The sequence below is a fragment of the Paenibacillus sp. J31P316 genome (genome assembly GCF_056269105.1).
Window position 1 is genome coordinate 76,631 of record NZ_JBWDNI010000015.1, and the last position, 26,323, is coordinate 102,953.

The window sequence follows — 26,323 nt, forward strand, 5'->3', positions numbered from 1 at the left end:
AACGGCGGAAAATACAGCAAAAAAACCATCTGCCGGACCGCAGATGGCCATATTCCAAAATCCATATCATATTCATCAAAAAGGGAACGCATCCTTGAAAGCAGTCTTACTCCTGCCGACCCGCACCGTTCGCCAGCTTCTCTTGCGCCATGCGCACGAGTTCCTTGACCATCGCGCCGCCGATTTGTCCGCCGATCTGACCCATCGACTCCGTGGATGCATGGCCGTTATAGCCGTGCTCCAGCGGAATGCCGAGCGACTGCGCCACTTCGTATTTCACGTCATCCGGCCGGCCGGGATTGACGACGAATCCTTCCCGCCGCATCACTTCCGCCTTGAACGCGCTCATCGCATCACCCGCGCCCGGGACGAGATGTTTCCTCCGACTGCGTCTTGCCATCTGCCATCGCCTCCTCGAGACTGTCTACGAGTACGTTCCCCGAACGAAGGCGAAGTTATGCAGTGGCCCATAGCCGATCCGGACTCCCGTTTGATCAGCGGCCGACAGCCGTTAGTCGAACCAGCCTTTCACTTTAAACCAGGCATACATCAAGACAGCCAGCCCCGCCATGACGAACAGCACGCCGAAGTAGCCGCCATGCCACGTCAGCTCGGGCATATAATTGAAATTCATGCCGTAAATGCCTGCGATAAACGTCAATGGCATGAAAATAACCGTAATGACCGTCAGCGTCTTCATAATCGTATTCATCCGATTGGCGCTGAGGGACATGTAATGATCGCGCAGGTCCGAGGTCATTTCGCGGTTGGAATCAATGATTTCGGACAATTTCAGCAAATGATCGTAAATATCGGTAAAAAACAGCTGATAGTGACGCAGGTCCTCGATCCGCTGCGTATTGAGCACGCGGTACAACAGCTCCCGCATCGGGATGACCGTCTTGCGCAGCTTGAGCAGCTTGTTGCGGATCTCGAAAACCTGAGCCAGCTTCTGCTGGGTGCCCTGCTCCTGAGGACCGGTCTCGAATTCCAAAATCTGATCCTCGATCGCTTGGGCGGTCGGGAAATATTCATCGACCAACTCGTCGATGACCGTGTAGGCGGCATGCAGACAGCCGTGCGCTTCCTTGTGCGGCTTGTTGAGAACCTTCTCCCAGGCGCGATCCAGCTCGATTCGCGGATGATGGTGATAGCTGACCAAATAGTTCGGTCCGATGAATAAGTCGACTTCCTGCGCTACCAGCGTGTCCTGGGACATGGAATGAAGGACGAGGAAATGCACGTCGTCGTAGTGATCCATCTTGGGACGCTGCAAATAAAACAGGCAGTCCTCGATCGCAAGCGGATGGAAATGAAAATAGTCGTCCAGCAGCTTCGCTTCGGCGGATGAAGGCGAGCTGAAATCCGCCCAATACCATCTGATTTTATGGCCCGCCAAGTCGTCCAGCGAAGACAATTGCAGAACTTGATGTTCGTTCGTTACGGCTAGAATTCGTATCATAAGGCAGGCGCTCCGTCTTCTTCGTATCATTGATTCACAATCATTTTAGCACAATCACTTCCGCATGATGAAATTCGGCGCTAAGCGCGTACGACGAGCTGAATGCCTGCTACTCCGGATAGGTGAACGTGAAATTCAGAACCTGGCTGCTGTCCGTCGAAATCACGATTCGGGTATTCGGATAGCTCGCGATCAAATCGTTCCATGCGTCTTTCCCCGCGGTATCCTTGTATGTGCGCTTAAGCGAAAGCGATTCCTTGCCCGCGTCGATCGCAGCGCCGACCATGGCTTCCAAAGCGGCCGGGCTGTCTACGGTCAAGCCGTTAAACGTATGGTAATTGAACGTTCGCGCGGTCGCCTGCGGCAGTTTATCGGTCCACACATGATCGCGCCGAAGCTCCTCGTCCGTCACGTTGAAATATCCGTACGTGAGCCTGCCCTCTTCATCCGGCACGGGATCATCCCAGGTCACGTCCAGATTGTAATAGGCGCCCCCGATCTTCACTTTGTTCCAGGCATGCGGCCCGTCATTGGCGGAGCCTCTGACGTAATAGGCTTCGATGCCCGCCATGCGCAGCAGCAGCTGGGCCGTATAAGCATATCCCTGGCACACCGCGATCCCGTTCGTAAGCAGCCCGTACATCGTATAGGAATCGGCCGGAACCGTCCCTCTTTGGAAATTGACGTAATCATAAGCGGTGTGCAGCACGAGATAATCATGAATAGCCAGCTCGCGCTCGTAATCCGTCATGCCGGGCTGAATAATCGCCGCCAAGATGGCCTTCGCCTGCTCGTCGACCATCCTCGCCCGCTCATCCTTGATGACGACCGGTTTGGTCTGGAGCGCAGCGCTGAGCAGATCGGATTCGTTCCGGACGAAGTAGCGGCCAAACTGTTCATAAATCCGATAGACGAGCACGATGGACTGCTCCCGCGTCGTCGTCGCCTTCGGCAAAAACCTTGCGTATGTACCCGTGCCGTCGCCTTTCATGAGACCGTTCGCGGTCAGCAGGCCGACAGCCTGGGCCGACCAGGCGGCCAGCTTATTCGCATCGGCGAAGACGGGAGTCTTGCCCCGGCCCGCGGACAGCTCATCCCCGAAGCCGGCTTTGGCAAGCGTATTATAAAGCATCAGCGCCAGCTGCTCCCGGGTGATCGTCGCTTTGGGAGAGAAGGTTCCTGCCCCCGTTCCTTTCACGATACCGAGCGCGTAAGCCTTCAGTACGGCGGGGCTGCTCGTGTCCTTGAACGGATTGGCGCCCGGCAGCCCGGCCTTCTCGTCGGTCAGCACCTCGTACAGCTGTACCGCCATATCGCTGAATTCCTGCCGCGTCAGCGCGAGTTGATAGCTGTCGGTAAGTCCGTGCGGAATCAATCCGCTCGAGATCGCCGCATCGATCTCCTGTTTAGCCCAAGCGCTCGGCGCCCCCAGCGCCGCCGCCTTGGCCGGCTGCGTCATCCAACCCATCTGACCTGCCAGCAACGTAAAAACTACGACTAATGCAATCCATGATTTCCGCATCCTGTTTTCTGATCCTCCCGGCTGACGCTCGCTATGTATCCTTTACCCTATGGCTCTTTAACGCTCTACTCTATGATTCTCTAACTCTAGATTCAGTTCAATCTATGAAGCTATCGGCTCTATTAAAACATAACTTTAACATAATCATGTACACTTTTTACATTATCTTGAATCGTTTTCCATCCCCGTATAGAGACGCTTCCGATAGACGAAAGTTGCTTGGCAGCATGCAAAAAAAACCTCGAACCGACCGGAAATCCGGTTTTGTCGAGGTTTGATCCTAGGAAACATCAATCTTGGCATCTTCGTCTTAGAAGACTTGCACGTCGTCGTCGTCGTCCTTCAGAGCCAGCCGCTCTTCTCCGCAATGCTGATCGCATCGATCCGATTCTTGGCCTCCAGCTTCTGAATCGCCTCGGACAAGTAGTTGCGCACCGTGCCCGCCGACAAGTAGAGTCTCCCTGCGATGTCGCCGGCGGACAGTCCTTCGGCCGCCAGCCGCAGCACCTCGCGTTCCCGCTCGGACAGCGGATTCTCGCTGTCGAACAGCGACATGGCCAGCTCGGGGCTGACCGCTCTGCCGCCCTTGTATACCGTGCGCAATGCAGCGCCCAGCTCATCGATCGGCGAATCCTTGAGCAGGAAGCCGCGTGCGCCGGCCTTGAGCGCGCGTTGAAAATACCCCGAGCGCGAGAACGTCGTCAGAATCACGACTTTGCACGCATGGTTCATCTCTTTGAGCTTCTCCGCGACGTCCAATCCGCTCATATGCGGCATTTCGATATCCATAACGCAGATATCCGGCTGCAACCGTTCGATGCAATCCAGCGCCTGAAGCCCGTCAGCCGCCTGCGCCACGACTTCGATATCGTCTTCCAAATCGAGCAATGCGCTCAGTGCGCCCCGCAGCATCCCTTGATCTTCCGCTACGACGACCTTCATCGTTTCGCCCCTCCTTCTCTGCTTCTTCCCGAAGCATGCTACTCGGCTTTACCAGACACAATGATCGGCACCGTAAATACAAGCCGCGTTCCTTGCCCCGGCTCCGTCGTTTCCGCCGTCATCTCGCCTTCGATTAATTTCAGCCGATCGCGCATGCCTTTCATGCCGTTACAGCTGCCTGCCTCGGCTTGTTCCGTCTTCCGCTGCAGGCCGACGCCGTTATCTTCGACCGTGAGACGAATGCTGCCCGGCCCCCGCTCCAACTCCACCGTGCATAAACGGGCTTTGCTGTGTTTCACCACGTTCGTCACCGACTCTCGCAGGCACATGCCGAGTATATTATCGATGAGCGGCGAAGGAACCGCGCTGTCGAGGTCCCCGCGCTGCTCGAGCACGATGCCTGCCGCGGCCAGTATCTGCTTGGCGTGGTCGACCTCCAGGCGGACCGTGACCGCGTTCATGCCCGACACGAGCTCCCGCACCTGCTTGAGCGCGGCGCGCGACGTCGCTTGAATATCCTTGACCTCCTGCACGGCGCGCTCCGGATGCTTGGCGATCAGCTTCTCGGCCAATTCGCTCTTCAGCGTAATGAGCGACAGCGTATGTCCCAGCGTATCGTGCAGATCCCGCGATATGCGCTGCCGTTCCTCGTTCTTGGACAGCCGCGCGATCTCCTCGTTCGCGAGCGTCAACCGCTTGCGCATCTCCTTCGACCGCTGGCCCAGCTGCATGCCGACCGGGATGATCAGCATGACCACCATGGCGGGGAACAACTGCACCAGCAGATCATGGTCGGCGTATATCCGCCAATAGACGACATCGAATGCCATCAACCCGAGCATCGCGCAATAACCCGCATAAATCTCCCAACGCGGTCTCAACAGGCCGATAAGCGGGGCGGCATAGAAGGTCATGTAGATTCCGCTGGCGTCGAAGGTCAGGCAGAACGCAAGCACGATGATCAGCAGTCCGATTACCGCAGCCAACCGCCCGCGTTGAAACATATACCCGCTCACATAAATCGCGATGAACAACGCCATGACGAACAGCCCTTCGATCAGCTGAATCGTCGGAAGCTCCAATAACGCCGTGAGCGGAAACGCGAGATACACCAGCCAAACTAACGAAAAAACGAGAGGCGGCCCCTGTACGGACCGCCTATTCCATTTGCGCATGGAGTTACACCGCTTCCTGCTTTCTCATGATATATGAAGAGATTACCATGAACACGACCACGTATGCAGCCAAAATTCCGATTCCGGACCAATCGAGCGCCCCTCCGCCAAGCATATTCCAAGCGCCTTGGCCGAGGCGGTAGGTCGGCAGCACTTTAGCGATATCCTGCATCGTCGACGACATGGTCGAGATGGGCATCCACAAGCCGCCAAGGACAGACATTCCCATATACACGATCATGCCGATGACCTGAACCGCATCAGGGTTGCGCATCGAGCCGAACAAGGTGCCGAGCGCCATGAACGACATGCCGCCGATCCAAATCCACGCGCCGCACGACAGCCAAGTGGAGACAGGCAGATCGATATTCTTGCCGATGCCGCCGATGAGGAACATCATGATAACGATGAAAAGATTAATGACCGCCTGCGCGCCGATTTTGGATACGATGTACGCCCACGAAGGGAGCGGGGTAATCTTCAACAGCCGAATCCAGCCTTGGGAACGCTCGCGGGACAGCCGCTGGCTGAAGGTCGTGAAGCTCGCGCCGATAATGCCGTAGCAGGTCATGGACATCAGATAGTAGGACGTGAAATCCACGCCGTCGACCTTCTCGCCGCCGACCGCGCTGGAGAACAGGAAGAAGAAGATAACCGGCATGATTACCGAGAAAACAACAAACCGCCGATTGCGGATCGTCCGCAGCAATTCCGCTTTGCATTGGGCAATCGTTGCCCGAAGCATTGTTTGATTCATTTCGTATTCATCCCCTAATTCATAATGGTATATGCGGTTTATCCGCTCGCTTCATTAGCTTAATTCGCTTGCTGAACAAGGGCTTGGAACGCGTCTTCCAGGCCGCCGGTCGAGATTTCGATGTCGCGCATGTCGAAGTTTCCGAGTACGAGCGCTTTAATGAGCGCATCGGTATCGCTGCTGAACACCTTCACCTGGCGCCCGCTCCATTCCACGTCGGTGACGCCCGGAAGCCTGTGCAGCGCGTCCGTCGTGACCGTCGGTCCCGCCACGAACGTGATCATGCGGCCCGTCGTCTCCGATTTAATCTCGCCCGGCGTGCCGTCGGCGATAATCTTGCCGTTGTTGATGACGACGATGCGGTCCGCGACGCCGTCCGCTTCATCCAGGTAATGGGTCGTCAGCACGATCGTCCTGCCCTTGCCCGCCATCTCGCGCACCGTATCCCAGAACAGTTGGCGGGACGTGACGTCCATGCCGACCGTCGGCTCGTCGAGGAAGATAACGTCCGGATCGCCCGCAAGGGCCAGCGCGAAGTTGAGGCGGCGCTGCTGCCCGCCGGAAAGCGACGAGGCCATTTTATTCCGCTCGGAATCCAGGTTGGATACCTTCAGCAAGTAATCCAGATCCAGCGGACGCTCGTAGTAGCTGCGGAACAGATTGATGCTCTCGCCGACCTTCAGGCCGTCGATGACGCTCACGTCCTGCAGCATCGCGCCGATGCGGTCGCGAACGCGGGCATCGCCGGGGTCGCCGCCGAGCAGCTTCACGGTTCCTTTCGTCGGCTTATGCAGGCCGAGAATCATGGATACCGTCGTCGTCTTGCCTGCTCCGTTCGGACCGAGCAGCGCCACGACCGTGCCTTCCGCGATGGACAACGTCAAGTTGTCTACGGCCTTCTTATCCTTATAAATCTTGCTTACGCCGTTTAACTGAATCGCTGCTTTCATGCCGTTCACTCCTGTCGTCTGACTTATATTTACATTGTACTTGGCGGAGCCGGCGCTCGGTATGCATGAATGTAATGCGTTTCGTATGACAAATGTCATTTCGGCGGAACGCCGCGGAAGGAGAACTGTAACTTGACAGGTTACATTTAAGCGTGTATAATCTGTAGTTATATCGAGTGTAACCTCTAGTTTTTTCCTCAGATTGATTGTGATTTACCCTCCATGAATCACCACAGTTATTCCTTTTAAACACGGCTGCTTGAAGGAACACGGATTCACACTGGCGCGGTCGAGGAACCGCAAGGACGTTAGAGAGGTTAGGGCTTTCGTTGCTTTCGTGCATGATGTAACATGAACGCAGGAAGACATTGGCGGTTACGCTTATTATACAGGGCAGTGCTGCAAGAATACCGGCACTAGGCCCCGCTTACACAATAGACCCCCGCTTCGGGATGAAGCGGGGGTCGTCCAATTTATAGAGGCTTTTTATAGAAGCCGCTTCCTTAAACGAGCTTCATTTACGCGACCTTCTAGTTTACGCATGCTTCTTCTTTAAACGGGTTTCTGCAAAATCGTTGTCCCGTCTCCTCGCTCCATGCTGATCCATACCAGACCCGCGGCCATGAATACCCCGCCAGCCAGCTGCCAGCCACTGAACGATTCGTCGAAGAACAAATAGCCTGCCGCCACGGCGAAAGCCGGCACCAAGTAACGGAAGAAGTTCGCGCGCGTCGCGCCGATCCGGAGCATGCTCGCGTTCCATGCGATGAACGCGAAGACGGTGCAGACAAACACGTTGAACGCGATGGCGGTGTACTCGTCTCCGCCGAGCGCGGCCCAACCCACCTTCCCCCAAGACGGAATCGTCAGCGGAAGCATGAACAACACCCCGAATGTCGTGTACCACGTGCTGACGAACAAGGGGGAAAACTGCCGCATGAGCGGCATGCAGGCGAGATTGAACAAGGCGCCGATGATGCTTACGGCAAACGCGAGCAAATTGCCGACCATGTTGTCCGAGGAGACGTCGAAGCCTGCCCCGCCGCCCAATATAATGAAGCATACGCCGACCATCGCTGCGATTCCGCCCACCGCCAGACGGGACGTGATCCGCTCGCGCAGGAAGAACGGCCCGAACAGCGCGGCGAAGATCGGCCAAGGCGCTACGTTCAGCAGCGACGCATTCGCAAGCGTCGTATATTTGATGGAATACATCACCATAATCTCAAGCCCGGTTATGCCCACCAGCCCCAAAATGGCGAGACGCGGCACCATCTTAAGCGGGAGACCGATTCTGCCTTCCTTCAGCTTCAGAATCAGGAAGAAGAACGGCAGCGCCAGCGAGAAGCGCAGAAAAGAGAACAAAACCGGATCGAACGTCTCCATTCCTTTGCGCGATACGCCGAAATTCGCTCCCCAGACCGCGGCGCAGACCGCCAATCCGATATAATACATCCATTTGCGCTCCTGCTTCATTGGTCATCGGTTCCCCATTCCAATAATTGTCGTTTCTATGGTCCGACCTCAGTTTGCAGGATTCCGAACGGAATTACAATATAAATAAATCGGCGTCCCCCGGGACGGTTTCGCTGTCTATAGTTGTCAAGGAAGAGGGCGTATACTAAGGGGCGTCATGACAATCGGACAGGAGGATAAATCGATGGCAAATCTGGATTTGACGAAAGCGGACAAGATTTATTACGGCGCGAAAGCGAAGCCCGAAACGATTACGCTCCCCTCGCTGCCCTACTTGCAGTTGACGGGCGAAGGCTCCCCGGAGAGCGAGGCGTTCGCGGCCTCGACGGAGGCAATCTATACGGTCGCTTACAGCATACGGGCGATTTGCAAAGCGGAGGGCGAAGACCTCCTGTTCACGGTCGCGAAGCTCGAAGGGTTATGGTGGGTGAATGGGAACCAGGACCCGCTGAGCACGCCAAGGGAAGAATGGCAGTGGACGCTGTTGATCCGACTGCCGGATTTCGTGACGGATGCGATCTTCGAAGCTGCCAAACAAGCTGCATTGAAGAAGAAGCGAAACGAGCGGCTGCAAGCGGTCCTGTTCGAGACGCGCGAGGAAGGCTTATGCGTGCAGATGCTCCATATCGGTCCTTTCAGCAGCGAACCGGAGACGCTCGCGCAGATGGAAGCGTACATGAATCGCGAAGGGCTTGCCATCGGCGGCAAGCATCATGAGGTTTACTTGTCGGATTTCCGCAAAGTCGATCCCGCTGCCATGCGAACGATTCTGAGATATCCCGTGACTCGGGCAGCGGCGAAGCAGTCGTAACACGGCTTGCAGCTCGGGCGATTCAGTCTATTATCGCGGAAGACGCGAATAAGGGAAGCGACCATTCGACCCAATCCATCTCTGCCCTGATCGTGCGTACCTTGCGCTGGTAGAGCAGGTAACGCCCGAATTGCTTGGAGGCGTGATCGGTTACGGGAATGCCCTGCTCCTCGTCCATCAGCTTGATTTGGCCCTCCAAGCGGGCAAGCCGCGCGTTCAGCGCTTCTCGCCTTTCCAGGAGCAGCCTGCTCCCCGTCTCGGGATCCATGAGGCCGATGGCATATACTTTAATGAGAAACTCGTCACGCTCCTGATACTCCATGGGCGGCTGATCTTTAATCCATTGCTGGAGCTTGGCGGTGCCTGCATCCGTGATGCTGTACACCTTCTTGTCCGGCTTCCCCGTCTGGCAAATCAGCTCGAACGTCACCAAGCCGGCCTGCTCCAGCTTGCCGAGCAGCGGATAGATCTGGCTGTGCTGCGCCTGCCAGAAGAGCTGCAGCAGCTTCGTCAGCTCGTAGCCCGTGCATGGCTTCCGCGTCAGCATGCTGAGCAACGCGTTGGATAGTGAATTTAGTGCGGACATGTTGCCTAATCCCCCTAGACGACTCTCTTTTGCCCAAATCGTATCATAATTCGCCCGTAACGCCTATCCTTGCGGGATACTTGCAGCCTTTTCATTGCCATGATTGCGCTTTCTTGCTAAGATGAAACGAAGAAGACGCTTAGACGAAGCTAGGCTTATAGGCAATTCCGCACGATACGGAACAGCGCTCCTGTCACCGGTTCTGCGGTCAAACGAGGTGCGTGGCATGAACAAGGCCGAGGCGGAATTCAGCAATTTGGTCAAAGCTTACCGCAAGCGGCATATGGGCAAAGGTCCCGGCCGCATTACGACGACGTTCTGCAAGAACTGGGCGATCTGCGAGATGGAAGGCAATCTGTCGCCGGTGGAGAAGTTCATCGCGACGGCGAACGACGGGAAGCAGATGCTGCGCGAAGCGCGCACGCAGTGGGTGAAGGAAATTTACCGCAGCCACCCCCCGCTCGAGATGGAGGCGCTGCTCGGCGCGCAATACGTCGAGCTGTTCGTGGATATCGATATCGATAAAGACTTCGGCATGTCGATCTTCGTGTTCGATCAAGATATCGAGCGCAAATTCGGCAGCGGCCGCTGATGGTGTAAACGTGTTGGCGCTTGGCAGCGAGCCTGCGAGAGACTAACCGCGTACGAGACGATTTTTTCTTGGCTTATGAAACGCCGGCTTTCCCGAACAGGGGCCGCATCAGGTTTCATATGGAAGAAAAATCCGTCTCTGCGCGGTTTTTTGTTTCTCACGGCCCTTTAAGCTGCGGGCGTCCCGCGAATCGGAGGAGGTACGTTCCATGGGGAAAACGAAACATACGGGGCCGATCAAGCTGCCCTCCCGTCCGGATCCCAAGCTGTGGGTGAGCAAAATGCCGTTCGGACTCGGCAAGGTAAAGCCGCATCACATCCGCGACACGCTGAAGGTGATGGCGGAGAATCGAGATAATCTGCCCTACGCGTATCGCATCCTGACTCAAGGCGTTTGCGACGGCTGCGCGCTCGGCGTGTCCGGTCTATACGATCAGACGCTTGCCGGGCCGCATGTGTGCACGACGCGCCTGAATCTGCTGCGCCTGAACACGATGCCGGCCATCAAGCCCGCCGTGCTGCACGCGGATATCGACGAGCTGCGCCGGATGGACAGCGCGGCGCTGCGGAAGCTCGGCCGCCTTCCCTATCCGCTCATTCGGCGCAAGGGAGAGCGCTCGTTCAGCCGGCTATCCTGGGACGAGGCGTTGGATATGATCGCGGCGCGCATCCGGGCCATCGATCCGAAGCAGCTGGCCTTTTATTTAACGGCGCGCGGCATCACGAACGAATCGTATTACGCCGCGGCCAAGGTCGCCCGCTTCCTCGGCACGAACAATATCGACAACGCGTCCCGCATCTGCCACTCCCCGTCCAAGACGGCGCTGAAGCAGTCCGTCGGCATCGGCGCTTCGAGCTGCAGCTACAAGGATTGGATCGGCACCGACGTGCTCGTCTTCTGGGGCAGCGTCGCCGCGAACAACCAGCCGGTCTCGACCAAATACATGTATGCCGCCAAACGCAAAGGGACCCGCATCATCGTGATCAACCCGTACCGCGAGCCGGCGATGGACGGTTACTGGGTGCCGTCGATCGCGGAGTCGGCTTTGTTCGGCACGAAGATCGCCGACGACTTCTACCAGGTCAACATCGGCGGCGATATCGCCTTCATGCACGGCGTCATGAAGCATTGGTTCGACATGGAAGCGGCGCAGCCGGGCTCCGCGATCGACCATGCCTTCGTGCGCGAGCATGCCGGCGGCTACGAAGCGCTTCGCGCGCATGTGCTGCGGCAGGACTGGGCGCAGCTGGAACGTTCCTCCGGCTTATCCCGCGCGCGGATGACCGAATTCGCCGAGCTGCTCGCTGCCTCGAAATCCGGCGTCTTCGTCTGGAGCATGGGGCTGACGCAGCACCGCTTCGGCACGGACAACATCTCGCAGGTCGCCAATTTGGCTTTGCTGCGCGGCTTCCTCGGCCGCGAGCACTGCGGCCTCATGCCGATCCGCGGCCACAGCGGCGTACAGGGCTCCGGCGAGATGGGCGCGGATCCGTTCAGCCTGCCGGGCGGGGAGTTCAAAGGAATGGACATTCCGCGCATCGAGGGTATCTGGGGCTTCCCGCTGCCGAAGTGGCAGGGCGACATCGTGGGCGTCACGCTGGAGAACGCGGTGCTGCCGGACGATCATGAGCGGAAGCTGAAGCTGTTCTACACCTCCGGCGGCAATTTCCTGGAGACGATGCCGGATCCGACCTTCGTCCGAACCTGCTTGGAAGCCGTCGACATTCGCGTCCATCAGGATATCGTCCTGAACACGTCGACGCTCGCCGACGCCCGCGAAGCGGTCATCGTGCTGCCCGCCATGACGCGTTACGAGCAGCCCGGCGGCGGTACGTCCACCTCGACGGAGCGGATGGTCTATTTCTCGCCGGAGATCGAGGGCCCGCGCATCGAAGAAGCCCGCGCGGAGTGGCAGATCTACTGCGACTTGGCTGCGCGGGTTTACCCGGACCGCGCCAATGTCATCGCGTTCAAGAGCGCCTACGCGCTGCGCTCGGAGATCGCGCTTGCCGCGCCGAATTACGAAGGCGTTCAGTTCCTGAAGAACAAGGGCGACGTGTTTCAATGGGGCGGCGCCTGGCTGTGCGAAGGCGGTGTATGCCCGACGAAGGACGGCCGCGGACGCCTGCTGCCGATCGAGCTGCCGGAGCTGCGCAAGCCGGAAGGGCATTTCTATATCACCTCCCGGCGCGGCAAGCAGTTCAACTCCATGATCTACAGCGCGAAGGATCCGTTCAATGCAGCCGACCGTTACGATGTACTTATGCATCCGAACGACGGCGTGAAGCACGACATCAAGGAAGGCGACGCCGTCGTGCTCTACAATAGCTGCGGCACGTTCCACGGCAGAGCGAGGTTCGCCTCCATCGCCTCCGGCAACCTGGAGCTGTACTGGCCGGAGTGCAATGCGCTGCTGCCGAAGAAGGTCTACGAACCCCATGCCGGCATTCCGGAATACAATACGGCAGTCGTGATGGAGCGCGCGGATACGTTCCATGCGCTGAAGGATTCCCGATACGTGGAGAAGCGCATCGCGGAGCTGGACCTTGAGTCGGAAGACGAGGATCATCCCATCGTGAAATGAGTGCCGTTTGGAAGGATAGCCAGCCGATACGCGCGCGAGTACTGGAAAGCACTAGTGACGTTCATAAAGGAGGAGTTCCAGCATGCTGCCCCACGTGACGACAACCTGGCCGATTCGTAAATATACGGACGGCGCCGCTTCCCTGCGCGAGGACGACATCGCGTCCGAATATCCGCTGACCGTGGAGCTCGACGGCGAGGAGTTCGCGACGATCGTCTGCTCGCCGACGGATCTGTCGGAGCTGGCGATCGGTTTCCTGGCCTCGGAGGGCGTCATCCGGGAAGCCCGCGACTTGAAGGAGCTGCGGATCGACGAGGAGCGCGGCTATATCTATGCGGAGCTGCATCGGCCGCAGTCGACCGGGAAGGACGATTACGCGAAGCGGTTCATCGGCTCGTGCTGCGGGAAGAGCCGGCAGTTTTATTTTCGCAGCGATGCGCGCACGGCCCGGACGTCGATGAGCCGCATGACGGTGACGCCCGCGCAGTGCATGGCGCTCATGCGGTTGCTGCAGCGCAGCTCCGCCGACTTCCAGCTGACGGGAGGCGTGCACAACGCCGCGCTCTGCACGGCGTCGGAGCTGATCGCCGTGCGCACGGACATCGGCCGGCACAACGCGCTCGACAAGCTGTTCGGCTTTGCCCTGGGCCAGCGCCTGGCAGTGACGGACAAAATCATCGCCTTCAGCGGCCGCCTCTCCTCGGAGGTCGTCCTGAAAGCCGCCAAAATCGGCGTCGGCATCCTCCTCTCCAAGTCCGCGCCGACGGATCTTGCCCTGAAGCTCGCGGATGATCTCGGCATCACCTGCGTCGGCTTCATCCGGGGACATGAAATGAACGTCTACACGCATGGGGAGCGGATTGTCGAGGAAGAACCGAGCGGCCAACTCGAATGAGGACGTTTCACGACGATACGGATGAGGACGTTTCACGAACGATACCGATGAGGACGTTTCACGAACGATACGGCGAGCATTTTAAGGAGGATTCAAGTATGAGCTGGCAGATGGAAGCCCATCCGGATCGCGTCCGCGTGCGGATGGACGGGTTCGTTGGAGAGCGCATGCGCAACAACATCAAGCAGTGGCTGATTCCGGCCCCGCTCGCGAATCCCGCGATGCTGGAAATGCTGCATATGCGCGATCGGCAGCCGCGGGTCGCATTGGTACCTTGGTATGGCGAATTCCCCGGAAAATACTTAACATCCGCCGTGCTTGCCTGGAACATGTCGCATGATGAAGAAGTGCGGCAATCCATCGAAGCCGTGATCGACGCGCTGGAAGTAGCGCAGTCGCCCGAAGGCTATCTGGGTCCGCATCCATTGTCGGAGCGCTTGGTCGGCAGAACGGCCGACGGATCGGATAAGCTGTGGGACGTATGGGGACATTACCATATCATGCTGGGGCTCTATCTATGGCACCAGGCGACGGAAGATGCCCGGGCCTGGAGCTTGCTGACGCGGACAGCCGATTACATAGCGGCAGAATTCGTCGGGCGCGGCCGCGATATATTGGAGGCGGGCTGGTCGGAGATGAATACGGCCGTCATCCATATCTTCTGTCTACTCTATGAGCAGACGGCGCGGGAACCCTACATGGCGATGATCCAGAGCATCATGCGCAGCTGGGAACACGAGGACGGCGGCGATTACTTGCGCGACAGCCTTGCCGGCAAGGCGTTCTTCGAAACCCGCAAGCCGCGCTGGGAAAGCCTGCATGCCGTTCAGGGAATCGCGGCCCTGCATCGGCTGACCGGGGATCCGACGCTCAAGCAAGCCGTCGAACAAGTGTGGCGATCAATCTCGCAGCATGATCGCCATAACACCGGCGGCTTCAGCACGAACGAGAAAGCCTGCGGCAATCCGTACGAAGAAGGCGCCATCGAGACCTGCTGCACGATCGCTTGGATGGCGCTCGGCATCGATATGCTCCGGATGACCGACGATCCCTACGTGGCGGACGAGTTGGAATTAAGCGCATTTAACGGCATGCTCGGCGCCCAGTCCCCATCAGGCAGATGGTGGACCTACAGCACGCCTGTCCATGGGGTTAAGAAGGCATCCGCGCACGAAATCGTCTTTCAGTGCATCCAAGGAAGCCCGGAGTTAAACTGCTGCTCCGTCAACGGTCCGCGGGGGCTCGGCATGTTCGGAGAATGGGCGATCCTGCAGCGCAACGACGGTGCCGTCCTTAATTACTACGGTCCTTCCTCGCTCAGCGTGAAGCTGCCTTCGGGCAATACGCTTCATCTAACGCAGCACACGTCCTATCCTGCCGATGGCGAGATTGAGCTGGAGGTCGGGGACTTGGCAGAAGCGCAGTCCTTCGCGCTCTGGCTGCGTGTTCCTTCTTGGTCGAACAATACCTCCGTCAGCATCAACGGGGAAGCCGTAAACGGCGCCGCGCCCGGTACATACCTCCGTCTGCATCGCGAGTGGAGTCAGGGAGACCGCATCCGGCTGGCGCTCGACATGACGCCGCATCTATGGATCGGAGAACGCGAAGCGGCCGGCAGAGCGTCGATCTATCGCGGGCCCGTGCTGCTTGCCTTCGATCAGCGATTTAATGCGGCCGATTGCGGTGGGATTCCCCGTCTGGATCCGGCGAGCCTGCGTTTGCAGTCGGTGAATATGTCCGCCAGCTGGCCGCAGCCGTGGCTTCTAGTGAAAGCATCCGCGCCAGGAGGGGAAGAGATCGTGCTCTGCGATTTTGCTAGCGCAGGCATGACGGGAACGCACTACGAAACCTGGCTTCCCGTCGTGGAGGCGGAAGCAGCTGGCGGAGCGGCGGCCGGAGCCAATGCCAAAACTGAAGCTGAAGCTGAAACTGCTCCAGAGGCGGGTGGGAGTCCATTCAGAGCGTCCGTCTTCCGGCCCGGCGGCATGCCGTCGAGGGAACCTCACGTAGATGGAGTTATAGCCTGACCATTGCACAAGAAGAACCTACCTTCCGCAAATGGGGAAGGGAAGGTTCTTTTGGTGTCCAGAGAATTTCGCGATTTGGCTGTATGTAGTGTACTGAGTGCAACTCTTTCCCCGAATTTCAATCTGCTTGGCCACCTGCGCATTCCACCACACACACAAACCAAAAGAACCCTAGAGACCGCTGCCAGATAGCAGCTTCCAGGGTTCTTCGCTTCACTTCGTCACCTAAATTCCACGATTCGCTGCTTGCTTGCGATTAACTGCGCACGACTAGCTTCTTGCTCGGTCCATCCCGCTTTACCCAACCGGCGTTTCGGTCTTCGCGCCTTCGAGCAGCTTCCGGATCTGCCCTTCGATCTTGAGCGGCTTGGTTGTCGGCGAGAACCGCTTCACGACATTGCCTTCCGCATCCACGAGAAATTTGGTGAAGTTCCACTTGATGGACGAGCTCAGGAAGCCCGATGCTTCCTTCTTCAAATACTTGTACAGCGGGTCGGCATTCTCCCCGTTAACGTCGATCTTGCCAAGCAGAGGGAAGGTGACGCCGAAGTTGATTTGGCAGGTCTCCTGCATCTCGCTGTCCTTGACCGGCTCCTGGTCCCTAAATTGGTTGCACGGGAAACCAAGCACGGCAAGCCCTTCATCCTTGTATTTCTGATGCAGCTGCTCCAGCCCCTTGAACTGCGGAGCGAGGCCGCATTTCGTCGCGGTGTTCACGATCAGCAGCACCTTGCCGCGGTAATCGGAAAGCGGCTTCTCCTCGCCTCGGGACGTGTGAACTGTGAAATCATAAACACTCATCGCGAATCACCTCATTTTAATTTTACACAATATTATTTTAAACAATTAAACGTCATTTGAAAAGAGCGCGTATCGCTTATTCTCGGCCTTCTCCCACGGAAGCATGCGTAAAAACAGCAAATGCACCGCCCAAGCTGGACGACGCACCTACCGCTGCTGCTTATTTCTTCTCCGCGCTCTTTTCATCCCAGCCGTTTATTTCATCGCCAGCTGCGCCGGCTCTTTGAACGCGATCAGCTTGCCTTGGGCCTGCACGACGATCATGGAGCCCGCCTTCAACGTCGGTCCGAAGACGCGCGCTCCCGTATTCAGCCGCACGACCGGCTCCGCCTTGATCAAATCCATCGCGATCAGCCTGCCGTCGGTTTGAGCGACGTACATCCCGTGTCCGATCAGATCGAAACGGGCTACGGGGTTAGACATGCCGCCATTGTAAAACACGGGATACTTGTTCGCCAGCTTCACGCCATAGACGCCGTCTCCGTTCGAATAGAACAACCGCCCGTCGTACGGGCCCGCTGCATAGCGCAGGTCTACGCCTTGCTGCGCCGTGTAGCTGTCGCGCCCAGCCGTAGCCGGATCTTCCAAGAGGGAATACCGATAGACGGTGTTTCCGTACGCGATGAACACGTCATCCCCCTGAACCCAAGCCTGCCCCGGACCGTAGAAGTCGATCTTCGAGACGTCCACGCGTTCCGGATTGTACACGCGCGTCTTGACGATTTTGCCCGTTGCGATATCGATGGAATCCAGCGTCGTCAGCAGCACGTGATTGAAAATCGTCCTTTGCCGCTCGGATAGGATGACGCCGCCGCGAATATCGATGGGCAAGCTTTCGTTCGCCAGTTCCCACGCCTGCTTGCCGGTCCTGCAGTCGACCGCATGGAGCACGTCATAGCTGTATGCGCCCGACACCACGCTCGCCGCCAGCATGTAGTTGCCTTTGAACACCAAGTCCCCGTAATAGTCTCCCTGCTTCCACAAATACGCGCCGTCCGCGATCCGGAACGCCGTTACGCCGTCGCTTTGCACGTACAACCGTCCGCCGTCTGCATACAGCTTGCGCGCATCCTTCACCGTCGTCTTGGACGCCCATAGCTTACTGCCCGACTTGGCATCCACCGACACCGGCCTGCCGTCCCCGGACATCGCGAACACCCGTCCGCCGTCAGCCAGCAGCGGAGCCTTCAGATTTCCCCCATACGCCCACAGCTTCTTGCCCGTGCTAGCCTGTACCGCCGTAAGTTTGCCGTTCTGCAGGAAAAAGACCCGCTCCCCGTCCGTGGCCGCCGTACCTTCGCCCATCATGTAGTCGACGTCGGGCTTATCCATCGCCTGCGACCATACCGTCTGCGCATCCGGCACTTGAACGGGATTGTCCAAGTTGTTTCCGATATAAGAGGTATGCCCGCCCATGCTGTCCGCCAATACCGTCGTCGCACCTCCAAGCATAGTCAGTGCAATCACCATCGCAGCCTTTTGAAGAAATCGCATGTCGGCACCCCTCTCCGTTGTTTGTTGGTATGTAGACGACGACAACGCGCAAAAGGTTACACCCAATGATAATAACCTTAATTTAACACAAATCGTCCTTAATTCTGCATATCCCAAGAAACGGCGCTTCCCGATAAAATGAGGGCATGCAAGCGGTTCCAACGCCGCTTATTCAAAGGAGGGTTCTTCGCTTGAGCGAAACCAGACAGCAAATCCTGTTTCTGAATCTAACGACACCCGATCTCAAGTCGCCGGTCATTGCCTGGTCGCTGTATGACGGCGCCGCACCGGAAGATGCGCTGCAAATGAATACCGGAGACGCTTCGGTGCCGCCGTATGCTTCGGTGCTGCATGCCATGCGCGACGGATGGAACGTCATGCAGGTCCCGGCGCTGTCCAGCTATCCAGCCGGCCAAGAGCATGATACCGGCCACTTGCCCTATGAATACGTGCTCGAAAGAAAGGTGGCGATTGCATGAGCAAGCTGAATATGACCGAAGTCGATCGCGGGCAGCTGCTGGGCGCGGAACAGATGGCCCGGTTCGTGACGGACGGTTTTCTTCTTCTGGATGCGTTCGTGCCGCAGCATCTGAACGAACGGGTATACGAGGAACAGCGCACCGGGGGACAAGGACATACGTTTTGGCAGACGTCTGCGGCGATCCGCGAAGTATTCGAGCTGCCGGAGGTGCAAGGCATTATTCACAGCCTCGTCGGCCGCCAGCCGGTCTATGACCACTCGTTCCTGCACATCGTTCCGGACAACTATCCCGTAGCGCAGGACTGGCACGGAGATTCCATCATCGACGTAAGGCCGCATGCCTTCGACATCCAGCTCTTCTATTTCTCCCATGACGCGCCGCCGGAGATGGGCCCGACCCTCATCCTTCCCGGCTCGCATCTTCGTAAAATCAATACGTTCAGCCTCGCCCGCTACAAAAACATCGTCGGACAGCGCCAGCTTGCCGGCAAGGCGGGCACGCTCGCCATTCTCCATCACGGCATCTGGCACTGCGCGCAGCCGAACGCAACGGACCGCACGCGGTACGTCTTCAAGCTGCGCCTCCGCCCGGGGCAGGAGCAGCGCGGCCTGTTCAATCTGGACGGCTACGATAGCCCGGAGGTCCGCCGCATTATCGGACAGGGCTACCAGCGCTGGCAGGGCAACGAGGATCGGCTCGACCACATGCAGCGCGCCAAGCTGTGGCGCTACGTGACCGGAGACGACAGCGTGGACGTGTCGTTCGAAGGCGCGTTGACGCGGATGGGGATTTGAGGATCGTCATCCCGCTATCCCGCTCCATTTATAAAACAATGGGAGCTGCCCCCGAAGCGATTGCTTCCAGGGCGGCTCCCATTGTTCTGTTGTATCGCTATGTACGGAATCCCGCTAGCCTTGCATCCCCCGCTCCTCCTGCAGCTCCCGCGACTGCTGGATCCGCATCATTTTGCGGTATTCGCTGGGACTGGTACCCGTATACTGTTTAAACATTTTGGAGAATTGATAGAGCGAGCTGCCGATGCGTTCAGCGGCTTCCGAGACCGAAATATCGGTAACGGCCATCCATGACTTCGCCTTCTCCATCCGCCGCTGGTTCATATACTGCACGGGCGAACGCCCCGTCGCCGATTTGAAGAAACGGATAAAATAGTTCGGATGAAAATGCGCCAGCTCCGCCAGCTGCTCCAGCGTGACGCCATCCGCCAAGTGATGGTCGATATACGCCAGTACCCGGCTGACCTTATCGACATGTTCGTTTGCCGGCTGCCGCAGCTTCGTATGTCCGCCCCGTTCAATGAACTGGCACAGCAGCTCTTGGAGCAGCAGCTTCGCGCGCAGCATGGATGTCAGCTCGCCGCCGCGGTAATGCCGCACCAGTTCGCCGAACGTCCGCGCCGTCGCCTCCGGGTCCGCCGCATCGACGCAGCTCGGCGTCTCCAGCAGCTGGAACAGTTCCTGGTCGCCGCTTTTTGCCTGGAAGTGGCAGAAATACTTGGCGAACTCCCTGCCCTCCATCGCCCGCACCGACAGCATCGTGCCAGCCGGCAGCACGACCAGCTGACCGCGTTTCGGGTATAGCTCTTCCTCCCCGATTCGGAGATGGCCGCCCTCACCCAGAAAATAATAAAGCCGATTGAAATCCGACAATACGTCCATGTGATGCCAGCTCGCCGTGCAGTGAAAATACGCCGCTTCCGACAGCTGCAGCTGCATATTGGCTATATAATTGCTTAATGCTTCTTTTGGCATGCTAACCGTCCCGTTCATGTATGGAATCCACCCGCCGCGTTCATTCGTTCCCGTCCAGTCGCAGTTCCCCGAGCTTCGCATCCCAGGTCGCCTGAACGCCGAGAAGCTTCAGAAGAAAGACGGGAATCATGGTCACCCCGGAGAATCCACGCTTAACGGCTGGAAGCGATACCTCCTGCGTGTCGTTCACCCTGACTCCCTTGCCGTCCGCATGCAGCATGGCCGTCTTTTGTTTATACGCGAACATCGTCGTGTTATCCGCCGGATTGCTGACGAAGGTGCCGCCCAATGCCTGCAGCGCTGCCTTCATGGGAACCGACACGCTGCCGCTGTCGATCCGGGCAGGAAACGTCGAGACGAGCAGCTGGCCGTTCACGTAGACGTTGATGGCCGGCTGTACCGGCGTCGGCGCATACAGCATGCCGTCCGGGGACGACGCCAGGCTGCCGCCTTCGTACCATTTGTCGCCTCCCCAGCCCCATATCCGCCCTTTATTGTCCAGCGCTAGATCATGGCGGTAACCGCCTGCGACCGAGACGATGCCGGAGAGCCCGCCAACCTTGCCGGACTTGCCGGTCGTGCCTTTATCGAGCGACCACACTTCGCCGCTCTCGGTCAGCAGCATCCCGTAGAAGCCTCCCTGAATCTCCTTCACCTTCAGCTCGGCATGCACGCGCGTCGCTTTGACGGGAATAGCAGCCTGGGTTTCTCCATTACCGGCGGCAGGCGCAGTCGGATTCAACGCCCACGTCCAGGCGCCTCCCTTGCGATCTACGCCGTAAAGCTTGCCATATAGATAAGCGTTGCTTCCCGATACCTGCTTCATGGCCGGCAAACCCGTCATGCGAAAAGGCTTCGGAACGGACGTGCTTCCGTCCGTTTCCTGACCGGCCCGGATTCCCCAAACATTCCCTTGCGCATCCAGCGCGGTTACGATATTCCCTCCGGAGGTCACGCTCCTCCAGTTGTAGGCGCCGGGCACCTGACTCACACGAAGCTCTCCGTCAGCGGCGTCATGCGTCCATACGAACAGCTTGCCGTCCCCTTGCAGCGCGACGCCTCCGCCGGCGCCGAATGCCGCCGCTGCCTTCACGGCCGTAAGTCCTGCGACCTGCTTCGGCAGCTCCGAGTCGCGAGGGGATGACTTGAGGCCCGCGATAGCCCCCCATTCCCAAACGGTGCCGTCCTTCTTGAGCCCGACCTGCATGCCGGTGCCGTTGGTCGATATGGCGGTGATGCCCGACAAACTTGGCAGGCGGACAGGCGCCGCAAGAGCGGTGACGGCGTTATCCTTCAGCACGCCGAGCTCGCCCCACAAATTGCGGCCCCAGGTCCACACCGTGCCGTCCGCGCGCAGGGCGACGGAATAATAAGTGCCGGCGGCGATTTGCTTGAACGCCGTCCCGGCAGTCGCCGGGGCGACGTTAGCCGCTGAACGAACTGCTGGCTGCGAAGCGGCGACGGGCGCAGCCGTCGCTGCGGCCCCGCAAGGAAGCATACTTGCCGCCAAGGCTGCAAGCAGAACGCTTTTGAATCGGAATGCCATGGCTTGAAACTCCTCTCTGTTTGAACGAATCAATTCGTTGCGCTATCCGGCTGTCTCCCGCTCCCGACATTAGCCCGCCTTGGGCACGACGACAATGAAGCTTAGGATCGCCGCTAAATCCGTCATGGGATAGGAATTGGGCGCGTAGACGGTCACGACGTACGTACCGGGTCCCTTATTCAACTGCAGCCGGTAAGCGAACTTGCCGTCCTTGATCGGCACGGATACGATGCTGCTCATCGTCGTCCCTATTTGATAGCCCACCTTCAAGGATGTGAAGGCAAACGCCTTAAAATTCGCATCGCTCGTCAAATCCACCGCGCTGTCCGTCTCGGCATAGCCGGCCGGCCAGGATCGGCCATTGCCGGATGTCAGCTTCATCTTCAGATCCAAGCCGTCGAACCACGTCAGACCGCTGTAGCGAAACGGCACGTTCTCCGGCTTCACCGTTCCGCCGATCGGAATGGCGTCGATGACGCGGCTGTTCTGCATATCCCGCAGCACCAGCTCGTTATCCCCCGGAATGAGCGGGATTCCGACCTCGTACGTGACGTATTTCAACCCGTTATAGCCTTGCGGCGACTTCAGGTTCGTATAAGCATGGTAGGCGTTAATGCCTGCCCTCTCGTTCTCGTACAGAAACGGCGGCCCGTTGATCGTGAACACCTTCACGTTCAAATCCGCTTCGCCGCTCGTCTGCAGCGGATTATAATTCTCGGCCCACTTGCTCGCATGCACCGTCACGGCTTTCGAAGCCGCGTCGTAGTCCACCGGCAGTCCGAATTGCTCCGTCATGAATCGCAGCGGCACCAGCGTCGTGCCGTCTTGTACGACCGGCTTGACGGTGCCAAGCTTCTTGGCGTCCCGAGTGACCGCGCCCGTCCGCAAATTCAGCTTCAGCTCGTTGTCATAGCCGTTCTGCGATACGTAAACGGCGCCTTCCTTGCCGACATATTGAATTTCCCCGCCGATCACGGTCGCGATATCGCGAAGCGGCAGATAGACGGAGCCGCCATGCACGGCCGGGGATTGGGTAAGGGAAATGAACTGGTTCTCGTAGGGCTCAAACAATTGCCCGCGGCCCACCTGAAGCCTCAACTGCAGCTCTTTCGGAAGCAGCACGACGTCCGCGGACCGGAGCAGATTCGCCACGGGCCGGAAGCTCGTCAGCATGGAGGTGAAATCCGCCAAGGAACCATGGCTGACAAACGAGTAATACGTGCTGCCGTCTACCGTCCAGCTGGCAGAATAGACCGCCTTGCTCCCGCTTCCCGCTGCAAGCACGGTTCCGCTTGCGCCAGTCACCGGCGCTCCGGGTTTGGCCATCGCGGCGAAGGTTTTCGCCAGCGCCGCGGCATCTGCGTCTCCGTCCGCCCAATAGGTCCAGCCGCCGGCGCTTTGCAGCTGCTTCGCTCCCTGCGGCACGGTCACCTTCGCTTCTGCCTGCGAGCCCGCCTTCAGCAGGTACAGCACGGCTGCGGGATCGACCGCTGCTCCCTTGTCGGTCCCAGGCAGCGTCTCCGAGGCCGCCTGCGCTTTCGTTGTACGGAAGGCCGTGACTGAATAGCCTCTCTCGCTAAGCGCGCTCTTCAGGCCATAATATTGCCAGCCCGCGTCAGGCAGCCGAGTCGGCAAATACGCGGTCACCGGGCTGTCCGCCAGCAGGCTCATCGCCAAATCATGCGTGAAATGCGAGAAATAACCGAAACCCGGATCCAGCATCGCCCGTTCGGTTGCGCTTGTCCCAGCTGCTGCAGCCGGTGCCGCGGCATTGCCGGACAGTGCCGAATTGGCGGTTCGGCTCCCGGCCTCCCCGGCTGTCGGACCTGCGGGAATGGCCTGTTCCGCAGGTCCTGCGGCCCGCGCGGTCTGAATAGCCGCATCGCTTGAGGCGAGCAGCAGCGCAGCCGCAAGCAGCAGCCTCGATGATCGCCGACGTTTCATTCGTTCGCCTCCCGAATCATTTTGTTCCGCGTGCCGTCTCTTAGCTGCTGCTTTGATTGGTGCTTTAATTGATGCTTTTGATCGATACTTTGCTTGTTGCTATCGTTGACGTTTCCGCTGCGCAAAAGGTTGCGCCCCGCGGCTTGCGAACGTCCGAATGCAGCGCGGCGGCACAAAAAAATCCGCAGCAGCCCCGCCGCAAGCCCGATCGGCTTCCGGCGCGAGCCGCTGCGGACCTGCCGCTTCGAATCGCTTAATTATATTGGCACATCATGAGCGCGTTGCCGTCGGAGTCCCTGAACGTAAACGACCGATGATCGCCGTACAGCTCCAACGGACCGACCGCCACGCCGCGGTCCCCGAGCATCGCGTGCGCGGCTTCGATGTCCGGCGTATCGAACGCGAACGTCGCGCGCTCCGCCGGCTGCGCAGCCTCGTCTTTGAACAGGTGCATGACATAGTGGCCGTCGAGACCGAGCTCGACGAAATCGTTCTGGCCGTAACCTCTCAGCTCCAGGCCGAGCTTCTCGCAATACCAGGCGCTGGCATGATCCAGATCCCGGACATAGTGCATCACGCCGATCAGGCCATTCTTGATGAGCGGCTTCATGGGCTTCCCCCGCTTTCGTCTATAGGTTCGTTTCGCGCTGCCTACCCATGCATTACCCCTATTCGGTCAAACTTACACGTGCTTCTTCGGACCGGGCACGATACCGTGCAGCAGTTCTACCGCTCTCGCCGTGCCGGCCTTCTGCTCTTCCAGTCCTTCGTACTCGACGCTCATCCAGCCCATATAGCCAATGGCGTCCAGACGGGACACGATATCGGCCACGCCGGCATCGCCTTCCGTCGGAACGACGCCGAAATAGGAAGCTTTGCCGCTCAGCGTACCATATGAACCGGCTTCGCCAGTTTCGGCAAGCTTGAAGTCTTTCGCATGCACATGCGAGATGTACGGGCCAAGCTCTTGGAAAGAAGGTCCAGGTTCCTGGTCGACGAGCAGGAAATTGCCCATGTCGAACGTGCTCCGAAGCGCCGGCGAATCGACCTGCTCGATCAGCTCCTTCACCTGCTCGCTTCTGCCCGCGAATACGCCGTGGTTTTCCAGGCAGAGGATAATCTCCCTGCTTTGGGCATAAGCCGCCGCTTCCAGCAGGCCTTCCACGATCCATACCTTGCCTTGCTCGTAGCTGATGCCGTCCTTGGCGTCGCCGGCAAACACGCGAACGACCCGCGCGCCCAGCAGCGCCGCTGCATCGACCGACTTCTTGATATCCTCGAGCGCAGCCGTCCGCTCTTCCTTCGACACGCGGGCGAAATCGTTGCAGGCGCCGAAGCAGGCCAGCTTCAGACCCGTTCTCGCGAGCGCCTCCCGAACCTCCGGCACGTCGGTTTCAGGCTTCCAGAACGCGCTCAGCAGCTCGATGCCCTGCGCGCCGATGCTTGCCGCATAATCGATAAAATCCGCATTGCTCCATGAACCGTCCTGCACATACTTGTGGCAGCTCCATACGCTTACCGCAATCTTCATCGCTTGTTCCGCCTCTCCTGGCACCTTAACGGTACCGTTTAATGAATGCTACCGCCTTGCGAATATCTTCCTCCGGCTGGTTGCCGACTTCACGCTCGATCGTCAAATAGCCTTTATATCCAATGCTCTGCAGCGCCGCGAAATACGCGTCGAAATCGACGCCGCCTTCGCCAAGCGGCACCTCCGCGAAATCAGGTCCGCCGGATGCCATCTCGGCGATATGCTCATGCGACATTTTCTCGTAGCCGAGGAATCCGTATACTTGTCGCGGATCCACGATGCGCAGCCGCTTGCCGTCCTTAACGTGCGTATGCACGATATAATCCTTCAATGTAATTACGCCTTGCACGGGATCATCGCCGGTCACCATAACCATGTTCGCCGGATCGAAATTGACGGACACGCCGTTCGTGCCGAGCGTATCGAGGAAGCTCTTCAGATGCGCCGCAGGCTCCGGTCCCGTCTCGATCGCGAAATAAGCGTTCATGCTCTTCGCATATTGGCTGAGTTCCTCGCAAGCGCTCTGCATGGCAGCATAGACGGCGCTGTTCCGGTCATCCGGAACGATGCCGATATGCGTCGTCACGACGGATGTACCGAGCTCTACCGCAAGATCGAGGATCCGTTTCGATTTCTCGATCTTGGCCGGATTCGCCGCCGCGTCCTGGAAGCCATGGCCGCCGAGATCGCCGCAGAGCGCCGCGATCTCCAGACCCAATCCGCTAATGTAGCCGCGCAGCTCCTTGCGAGCCGCTTGATCCAGATTCGCCGGGTCCATCTCGCCCGACACCGCGTAGATCTGCACGCCTTCCGCGCCGACGTCCTTCGCCTTCAGCAGTCCTTCGCGCACGCCGACGCCGAAGCTGTCCACGATAACGCCGATTTTATTGATCAATGGATTGCTCATGCCTCTCAACCTTCCTTATTCTCGAATTACCCGCGCCCCGCCGGAAACAAACGTCCTGCTATTCCCAGTC

The 26,323-nt window shown here is 58.6% G+C and carries 24 protein-coding genes; 7 read left to right on the forward strand and 17 right to left on the reverse strand.

Annotation, left to right across the window (positions count from 1 at the left end; genetic code table 11):
- Positions 1-106 precede the first annotated feature (106 nt).
- From AC0YNU_RS26580 to AC0YNU_RS26615, 8 genes are all read right to left on the reverse strand, one after another.
- A complete protein-coding gene (locus AC0YNU_RS26580) occupies positions 107-400 on the reverse strand; it encodes a small, acid-soluble spore protein, alpha/beta type (RefSeq protein WP_475761902.1) in 294 nt (97 codons plus the stop codon).
- A gap of 111 nt (positions 401-511) precedes the next feature.
- Positions 512-1,462 carry a magnesium/cobalt transporter CorA gene (gene corA, locus AC0YNU_RS26585; protein WP_475761904.1) on the reverse strand — a complete coding sequence of 317 codons (951 nt, stop codon included), beginning with the start codon at positions 1,460-1,462 and terminating at the stop codon, positions 512-514.
- Between the two features lie 109 nt (positions 1,463-1,571).
- On the reverse strand, positions 1,572-2,984 hold the full coding sequence (locus tag AC0YNU_RS26590) for an S-layer homology domain-containing protein (protein WP_475761906.1): 1,413 nt from the start codon (positions 2,982-2,984) through the stop codon (positions 1,572-1,574).
- Positions 2,985-3,326: 342 nt separating this feature from the next.
- Positions 3,327-3,926, reverse strand: a complete 600-nt coding sequence (locus AC0YNU_RS26595; protein ID WP_475761908.1) for a response regulator transcription factor — start codon at positions 3,924-3,926, stop codon at positions 3,327-3,329.
- A gap of 38 nt (positions 3,927-3,964) precedes the next feature.
- On the reverse strand, positions 3,965-5,101 hold the full coding sequence (locus AC0YNU_RS26600) for a sensor histidine kinase (RefSeq protein ID WP_475761910.1): 1,137 nt from the start codon (positions 5,099-5,101) through the stop codon (positions 3,965-3,967).
- A 4-nt stretch (positions 5,102-5,105) separates the two neighbouring features.
- On the reverse strand, positions 5,106-5,858 hold the full coding sequence (locus AC0YNU_RS26605) for an ABC transporter permease (RefSeq protein ID WP_475761912.1): 753 nt from the start codon (positions 5,856-5,858) through the stop codon (positions 5,106-5,108).
- A gap of 59 nt (positions 5,859-5,917) precedes the next feature.
- Entirely contained in the window at positions 5,918-6,808 is an 891-nt protein-coding gene (locus AC0YNU_RS26610; protein ID WP_475761914.1) for an ABC transporter ATP-binding protein, read from the reverse strand.
- Positions 6,809-7,360: 552 nt separating this feature from the next.
- The gene (locus AC0YNU_RS26615) at positions 7,361-8,284 is read right to left on the reverse strand and encodes a DMT family transporter (protein WP_475761916.1); all 924 of its coding nucleotides are present in this window, start codon (positions 8,282-8,284) and stop codon (positions 7,361-7,363) included.
- A gap of 184 nt (positions 8,285-8,468) precedes the next feature.
- Here AC0YNU_RS26615 and AC0YNU_RS26620 point away from each other — a divergent pair, with 184 nt between their 5' ends.
- Positions 8,469-9,095: a GyrI-like domain-containing protein gene (locus AC0YNU_RS26620; RefSeq protein WP_475761918.1), complete on the forward strand. Its 627-nt coding sequence runs from the start codon at positions 8,469-8,471 to the stop codon at positions 9,093-9,095.
- A 22-nt stretch (positions 9,096-9,117) separates the two neighbouring features.
- Here the strand turns inward: AC0YNU_RS26620 and AC0YNU_RS26625 are convergent, their stop codons facing one another.
- Positions 9,118-9,681, reverse strand: a complete 564-nt coding sequence (locus AC0YNU_RS26625) for a PadR family transcriptional regulator (RefSeq protein WP_475761920.1) — start codon at positions 9,679-9,681, stop codon at positions 9,118-9,120.
- A 226-nt stretch (positions 9,682-9,907) separates the two neighbouring features.
- Here AC0YNU_RS26625 and AC0YNU_RS26630 point away from each other — a divergent pair, with 226 nt between their 5' ends.
- The 4 genes from AC0YNU_RS26630 to AC0YNU_RS26645 all read left to right on the forward strand — a co-directional run bounded on the left by AC0YNU_RS26630 (position 9,908) and on the right by AC0YNU_RS26645 (position 15,779).
- Complete coding sequence (locus AC0YNU_RS26630) at positions 9,908-10,273, forward strand: Na-translocating system protein MpsC family protein (protein ID WP_475761922.1); 366 nt, start codon at positions 9,908-9,910, stop codon at positions 10,271-10,273.
- 208 nt (positions 10,274-10,481) lie between these two features.
- Positions 10,482-12,857 (forward strand): FdhF/YdeP family oxidoreductase, encoded by a 2,376-nt coding sequence (locus tag AC0YNU_RS26635; protein WP_475761924.1) that lies wholly within the window; start codon positions 10,482-10,484, stop codon positions 12,855-12,857.
- Between the two features lie 82 nt (positions 12,858-12,939).
- The gene (fdhD, locus tag AC0YNU_RS26640) at positions 12,940-13,752 is read left to right on the forward strand and encodes a formate dehydrogenase accessory sulfurtransferase FdhD (protein ID WP_475761926.1); all 813 of its coding nucleotides are present in this window, start codon (positions 12,940-12,942) and stop codon (positions 13,750-13,752) included.
- 98 nt (positions 13,753-13,850) lie between these two features.
- Entirely contained in the window at positions 13,851-15,779 is a 1,929-nt protein-coding gene (locus AC0YNU_RS26645; protein ID WP_475761928.1) for a beta-L-arabinofuranosidase domain-containing protein, read from the forward strand.
- A gap of 297 nt (positions 15,780-16,076) precedes the next feature.
- Here the strand turns inward: AC0YNU_RS26645 and AC0YNU_RS26650 are convergent, their stop codons facing one another.
- Positions 16,077-16,580 (reverse strand): glutathione peroxidase, encoded by a 504-nt coding sequence (locus AC0YNU_RS26650; protein ID WP_475761930.1) that lies wholly within the window; start codon positions 16,578-16,580, stop codon positions 16,077-16,079.
- Between the two features lie 195 nt (positions 16,581-16,775).
- Positions 16,776-18,074, reverse strand: a complete 1,299-nt coding sequence (locus tag AC0YNU_RS26655) for an outer membrane protein assembly factor BamB family protein (protein ID WP_475761932.1) — start codon at positions 18,072-18,074, stop codon at positions 16,776-16,778.
- Between the two features lie 191 nt (positions 18,075-18,265).
- On the opposite strand from AC0YNU_RS26655, the gene AC0YNU_RS26660 reads away from it, so the two are divergent.
- Complete coding sequence (locus tag AC0YNU_RS26660; protein WP_475761934.1) at positions 18,266-18,553, forward strand: hypothetical protein; 288 nt, start codon at positions 18,266-18,268, stop codon at positions 18,551-18,553.
- Positions 18,550-19,350, forward strand: a complete 801-nt coding sequence (locus tag AC0YNU_RS26665) for a phytanoyl-CoA dioxygenase family protein (protein ID WP_475761936.1) — start codon at positions 18,550-18,552, stop codon at positions 19,348-19,350. Before AC0YNU_RS26660 ends, AC0YNU_RS26665 begins: the two co-directional genes overlap by 4 nt.
- A gap of 114 nt (positions 19,351-19,464) precedes the next feature.
- On the opposite strand, the gene AC0YNU_RS26670 is transcribed toward AC0YNU_RS26665, so the two are convergent.
- The 6 genes from AC0YNU_RS26670 to AC0YNU_RS26695 form a co-directional block, all read right to left on the reverse strand.
- The gene (locus AC0YNU_RS26670) at positions 19,465-20,343 is read right to left on the reverse strand and encodes a helix-turn-helix transcriptional regulator (RefSeq protein WP_475761938.1); all 879 of its coding nucleotides are present in this window, start codon (positions 20,341-20,343) and stop codon (positions 19,465-19,467) included.
- 22 nt (positions 20,344-20,365) lie between these two features.
- Entirely contained in the window at positions 20,366-21,871 is a 1,506-nt protein-coding gene (locus tag AC0YNU_RS26675) for a stalk domain-containing protein (RefSeq protein ID WP_475761940.1), read from the reverse strand.
- Positions 21,872-21,940: 69 nt separating this feature from the next.
- Positions 21,941-23,815, reverse strand: coding sequence for a stalk domain-containing protein (locus AC0YNU_RS26680; protein ID WP_475761942.1), 1,875 nt, complete (start codon positions 23,813-23,815; stop codon positions 21,941-21,943).
- Positions 23,816-24,068: 253 nt separating this feature from the next.
- Entirely contained in the window at positions 24,069-24,425 is a 357-nt protein-coding gene (locus tag AC0YNU_RS26685) for a VOC family protein (RefSeq protein WP_475761944.1), read from the reverse strand.
- A 72-nt stretch (positions 24,426-24,497) separates the two neighbouring features.
- Positions 24,498-25,346: a sugar phosphate isomerase/epimerase family protein gene (locus AC0YNU_RS26690; protein ID WP_475761946.1), complete on the reverse strand. Its 849-nt coding sequence runs from the start codon at positions 25,344-25,346 to the stop codon at positions 24,498-24,500.
- A gap of 25 nt (positions 25,347-25,371) precedes the next feature.
- Positions 25,372-26,253 (reverse strand): sugar phosphate isomerase/epimerase family protein, encoded by an 882-nt coding sequence (locus AC0YNU_RS26695; protein ID WP_475761948.1) that lies wholly within the window; start codon positions 26,251-26,253, stop codon positions 25,372-25,374.
- Between the last annotated feature and the right edge of the window lie 70 nt (positions 26,254-26,323).

Bases quoted from the DNA above. Each gene is read 5' to 3' on its own strand.
- AC0YNU_RS26580 (WP_475761902.1), bottom strand. From the start codon at position 400: ATGGCAAGACGCAGTCGGAGGAAACATCTCGTCCCGGGCGCGGGTGAT.
- corA (WP_475761904.1), bottom strand. From the start codon at position 1,462: ATGATACGAATTCTAGCCGTAACGAACGAACATCAAGTTCTGCAATTG.
- AC0YNU_RS26590 (WP_475761906.1), bottom strand. From the start codon at position 2,984: ATGCGGAAATCATGGATTGCATTAGTCGTAGTTTTTACGTTGCTGGCA.
- AC0YNU_RS26595 (WP_475761908.1), bottom strand. From the start codon at position 3,926: ATGAAGGTCGTCGTAGCGGAAGATCAAGGGATGCTGCGGGGCGCACTG.
- AC0YNU_RS26600 (WP_475761910.1), bottom strand. From the start codon at position 5,101: ATGCGCAAATGGAATAGGCGGTCCGTACAGGGGCCGCCTCTCGTTTTT.
- AC0YNU_RS26605 (WP_475761912.1), bottom strand. From the start codon at position 5,858: ATGAATCAAACAATGCTTCGGGCAACGATTGCCCAATGCAAAGCGGAA.
- AC0YNU_RS26610 (WP_475761914.1), bottom strand. From the start codon at position 6,808: ATGAAAGCAGCGATTCAGTTAAACGGCGTAAGCAAGATTTATAAGGAT.
- AC0YNU_RS26615 (WP_475761916.1), bottom strand. From the start codon at position 8,284: ATGAAGCAGGAGCGCAAATGGATGTATTATATCGGATTGGCGGTCTGC.
- AC0YNU_RS26620 (WP_475761918.1), top strand. From the start codon at position 8,469: ATGGCAAATCTGGATTTGACGAAAGCGGACAAGATTTATTACGGCGCG.
- AC0YNU_RS26625 (WP_475761920.1), bottom strand. From the start codon at position 9,681: ATGTCCGCACTAAATTCACTATCCAACGCGTTGCTCAGCATGCTGACG.
- AC0YNU_RS26630 (WP_475761922.1), top strand. From the start codon at position 9,908: ATGAACAAGGCCGAGGCGGAATTCAGCAATTTGGTCAAAGCTTACCGC.
- AC0YNU_RS26635 (WP_475761924.1), top strand. From the start codon at position 10,482: ATGGGGAAAACGAAACATACGGGGCCGATCAAGCTGCCCTCCCGTCCG.
- fdhD (WP_475761926.1), top strand. From the start codon at position 12,940: ATGCTGCCCCACGTGACGACAACCTGGCCGATTCGTAAATATACGGAC.
- AC0YNU_RS26645 (WP_475761928.1), top strand. From the start codon at position 13,851: ATGAGCTGGCAGATGGAAGCCCATCCGGATCGCGTCCGCGTGCGGATG.
- AC0YNU_RS26650 (WP_475761930.1), bottom strand. From the start codon at position 16,580: ATGAGTGTTTATGATTTCACAGTTCACACGTCCCGAGGCGAGGAGAAG.
- AC0YNU_RS26655 (WP_475761932.1), bottom strand. From the start codon at position 18,074: ATGCGATTTCTTCAAAAGGCTGCGATGGTGATTGCACTGACTATGCTT.
- AC0YNU_RS26665 (WP_475761936.1), top strand. From the start codon at position 18,550: ATGAGCAAGCTGAATATGACCGAAGTCGATCGCGGGCAGCTGCTGGGC.
- AC0YNU_RS26670 (WP_475761938.1), bottom strand. From the start codon at position 20,343: ATGAACGGGACGGTTAGCATGCCAAAAGAAGCATTAAGCAATTATATA.
- AC0YNU_RS26675 (WP_475761940.1), bottom strand. From the start codon at position 21,871: ATGGCATTCCGATTCAAAAGCGTTCTGCTTGCAGCCTTGGCGGCAAGT.
- AC0YNU_RS26680 (WP_475761942.1), bottom strand. From the start codon at position 23,815: ATGAAACGTCGGCGATCATCGAGGCTGCTGCTTGCGGCTGCGCTGCTG.
- AC0YNU_RS26685 (WP_475761944.1), bottom strand. From the start codon at position 24,425: ATGAAGCCGCTCATCAAGAATGGCCTGATCGGCGTGATGCACTATGTC.
- AC0YNU_RS26690 (WP_475761946.1), bottom strand. From the start codon at position 25,346: ATGAAGATTGCGGTAAGCGTATGGAGCTGCCACAAGTATGTGCAGGAC.
- AC0YNU_RS26695 (WP_475761948.1), bottom strand. From the start codon at position 26,253: ATGAGCAATCCATTGATCAATAAAATCGGCGTTATCGTGGACAGCTTC.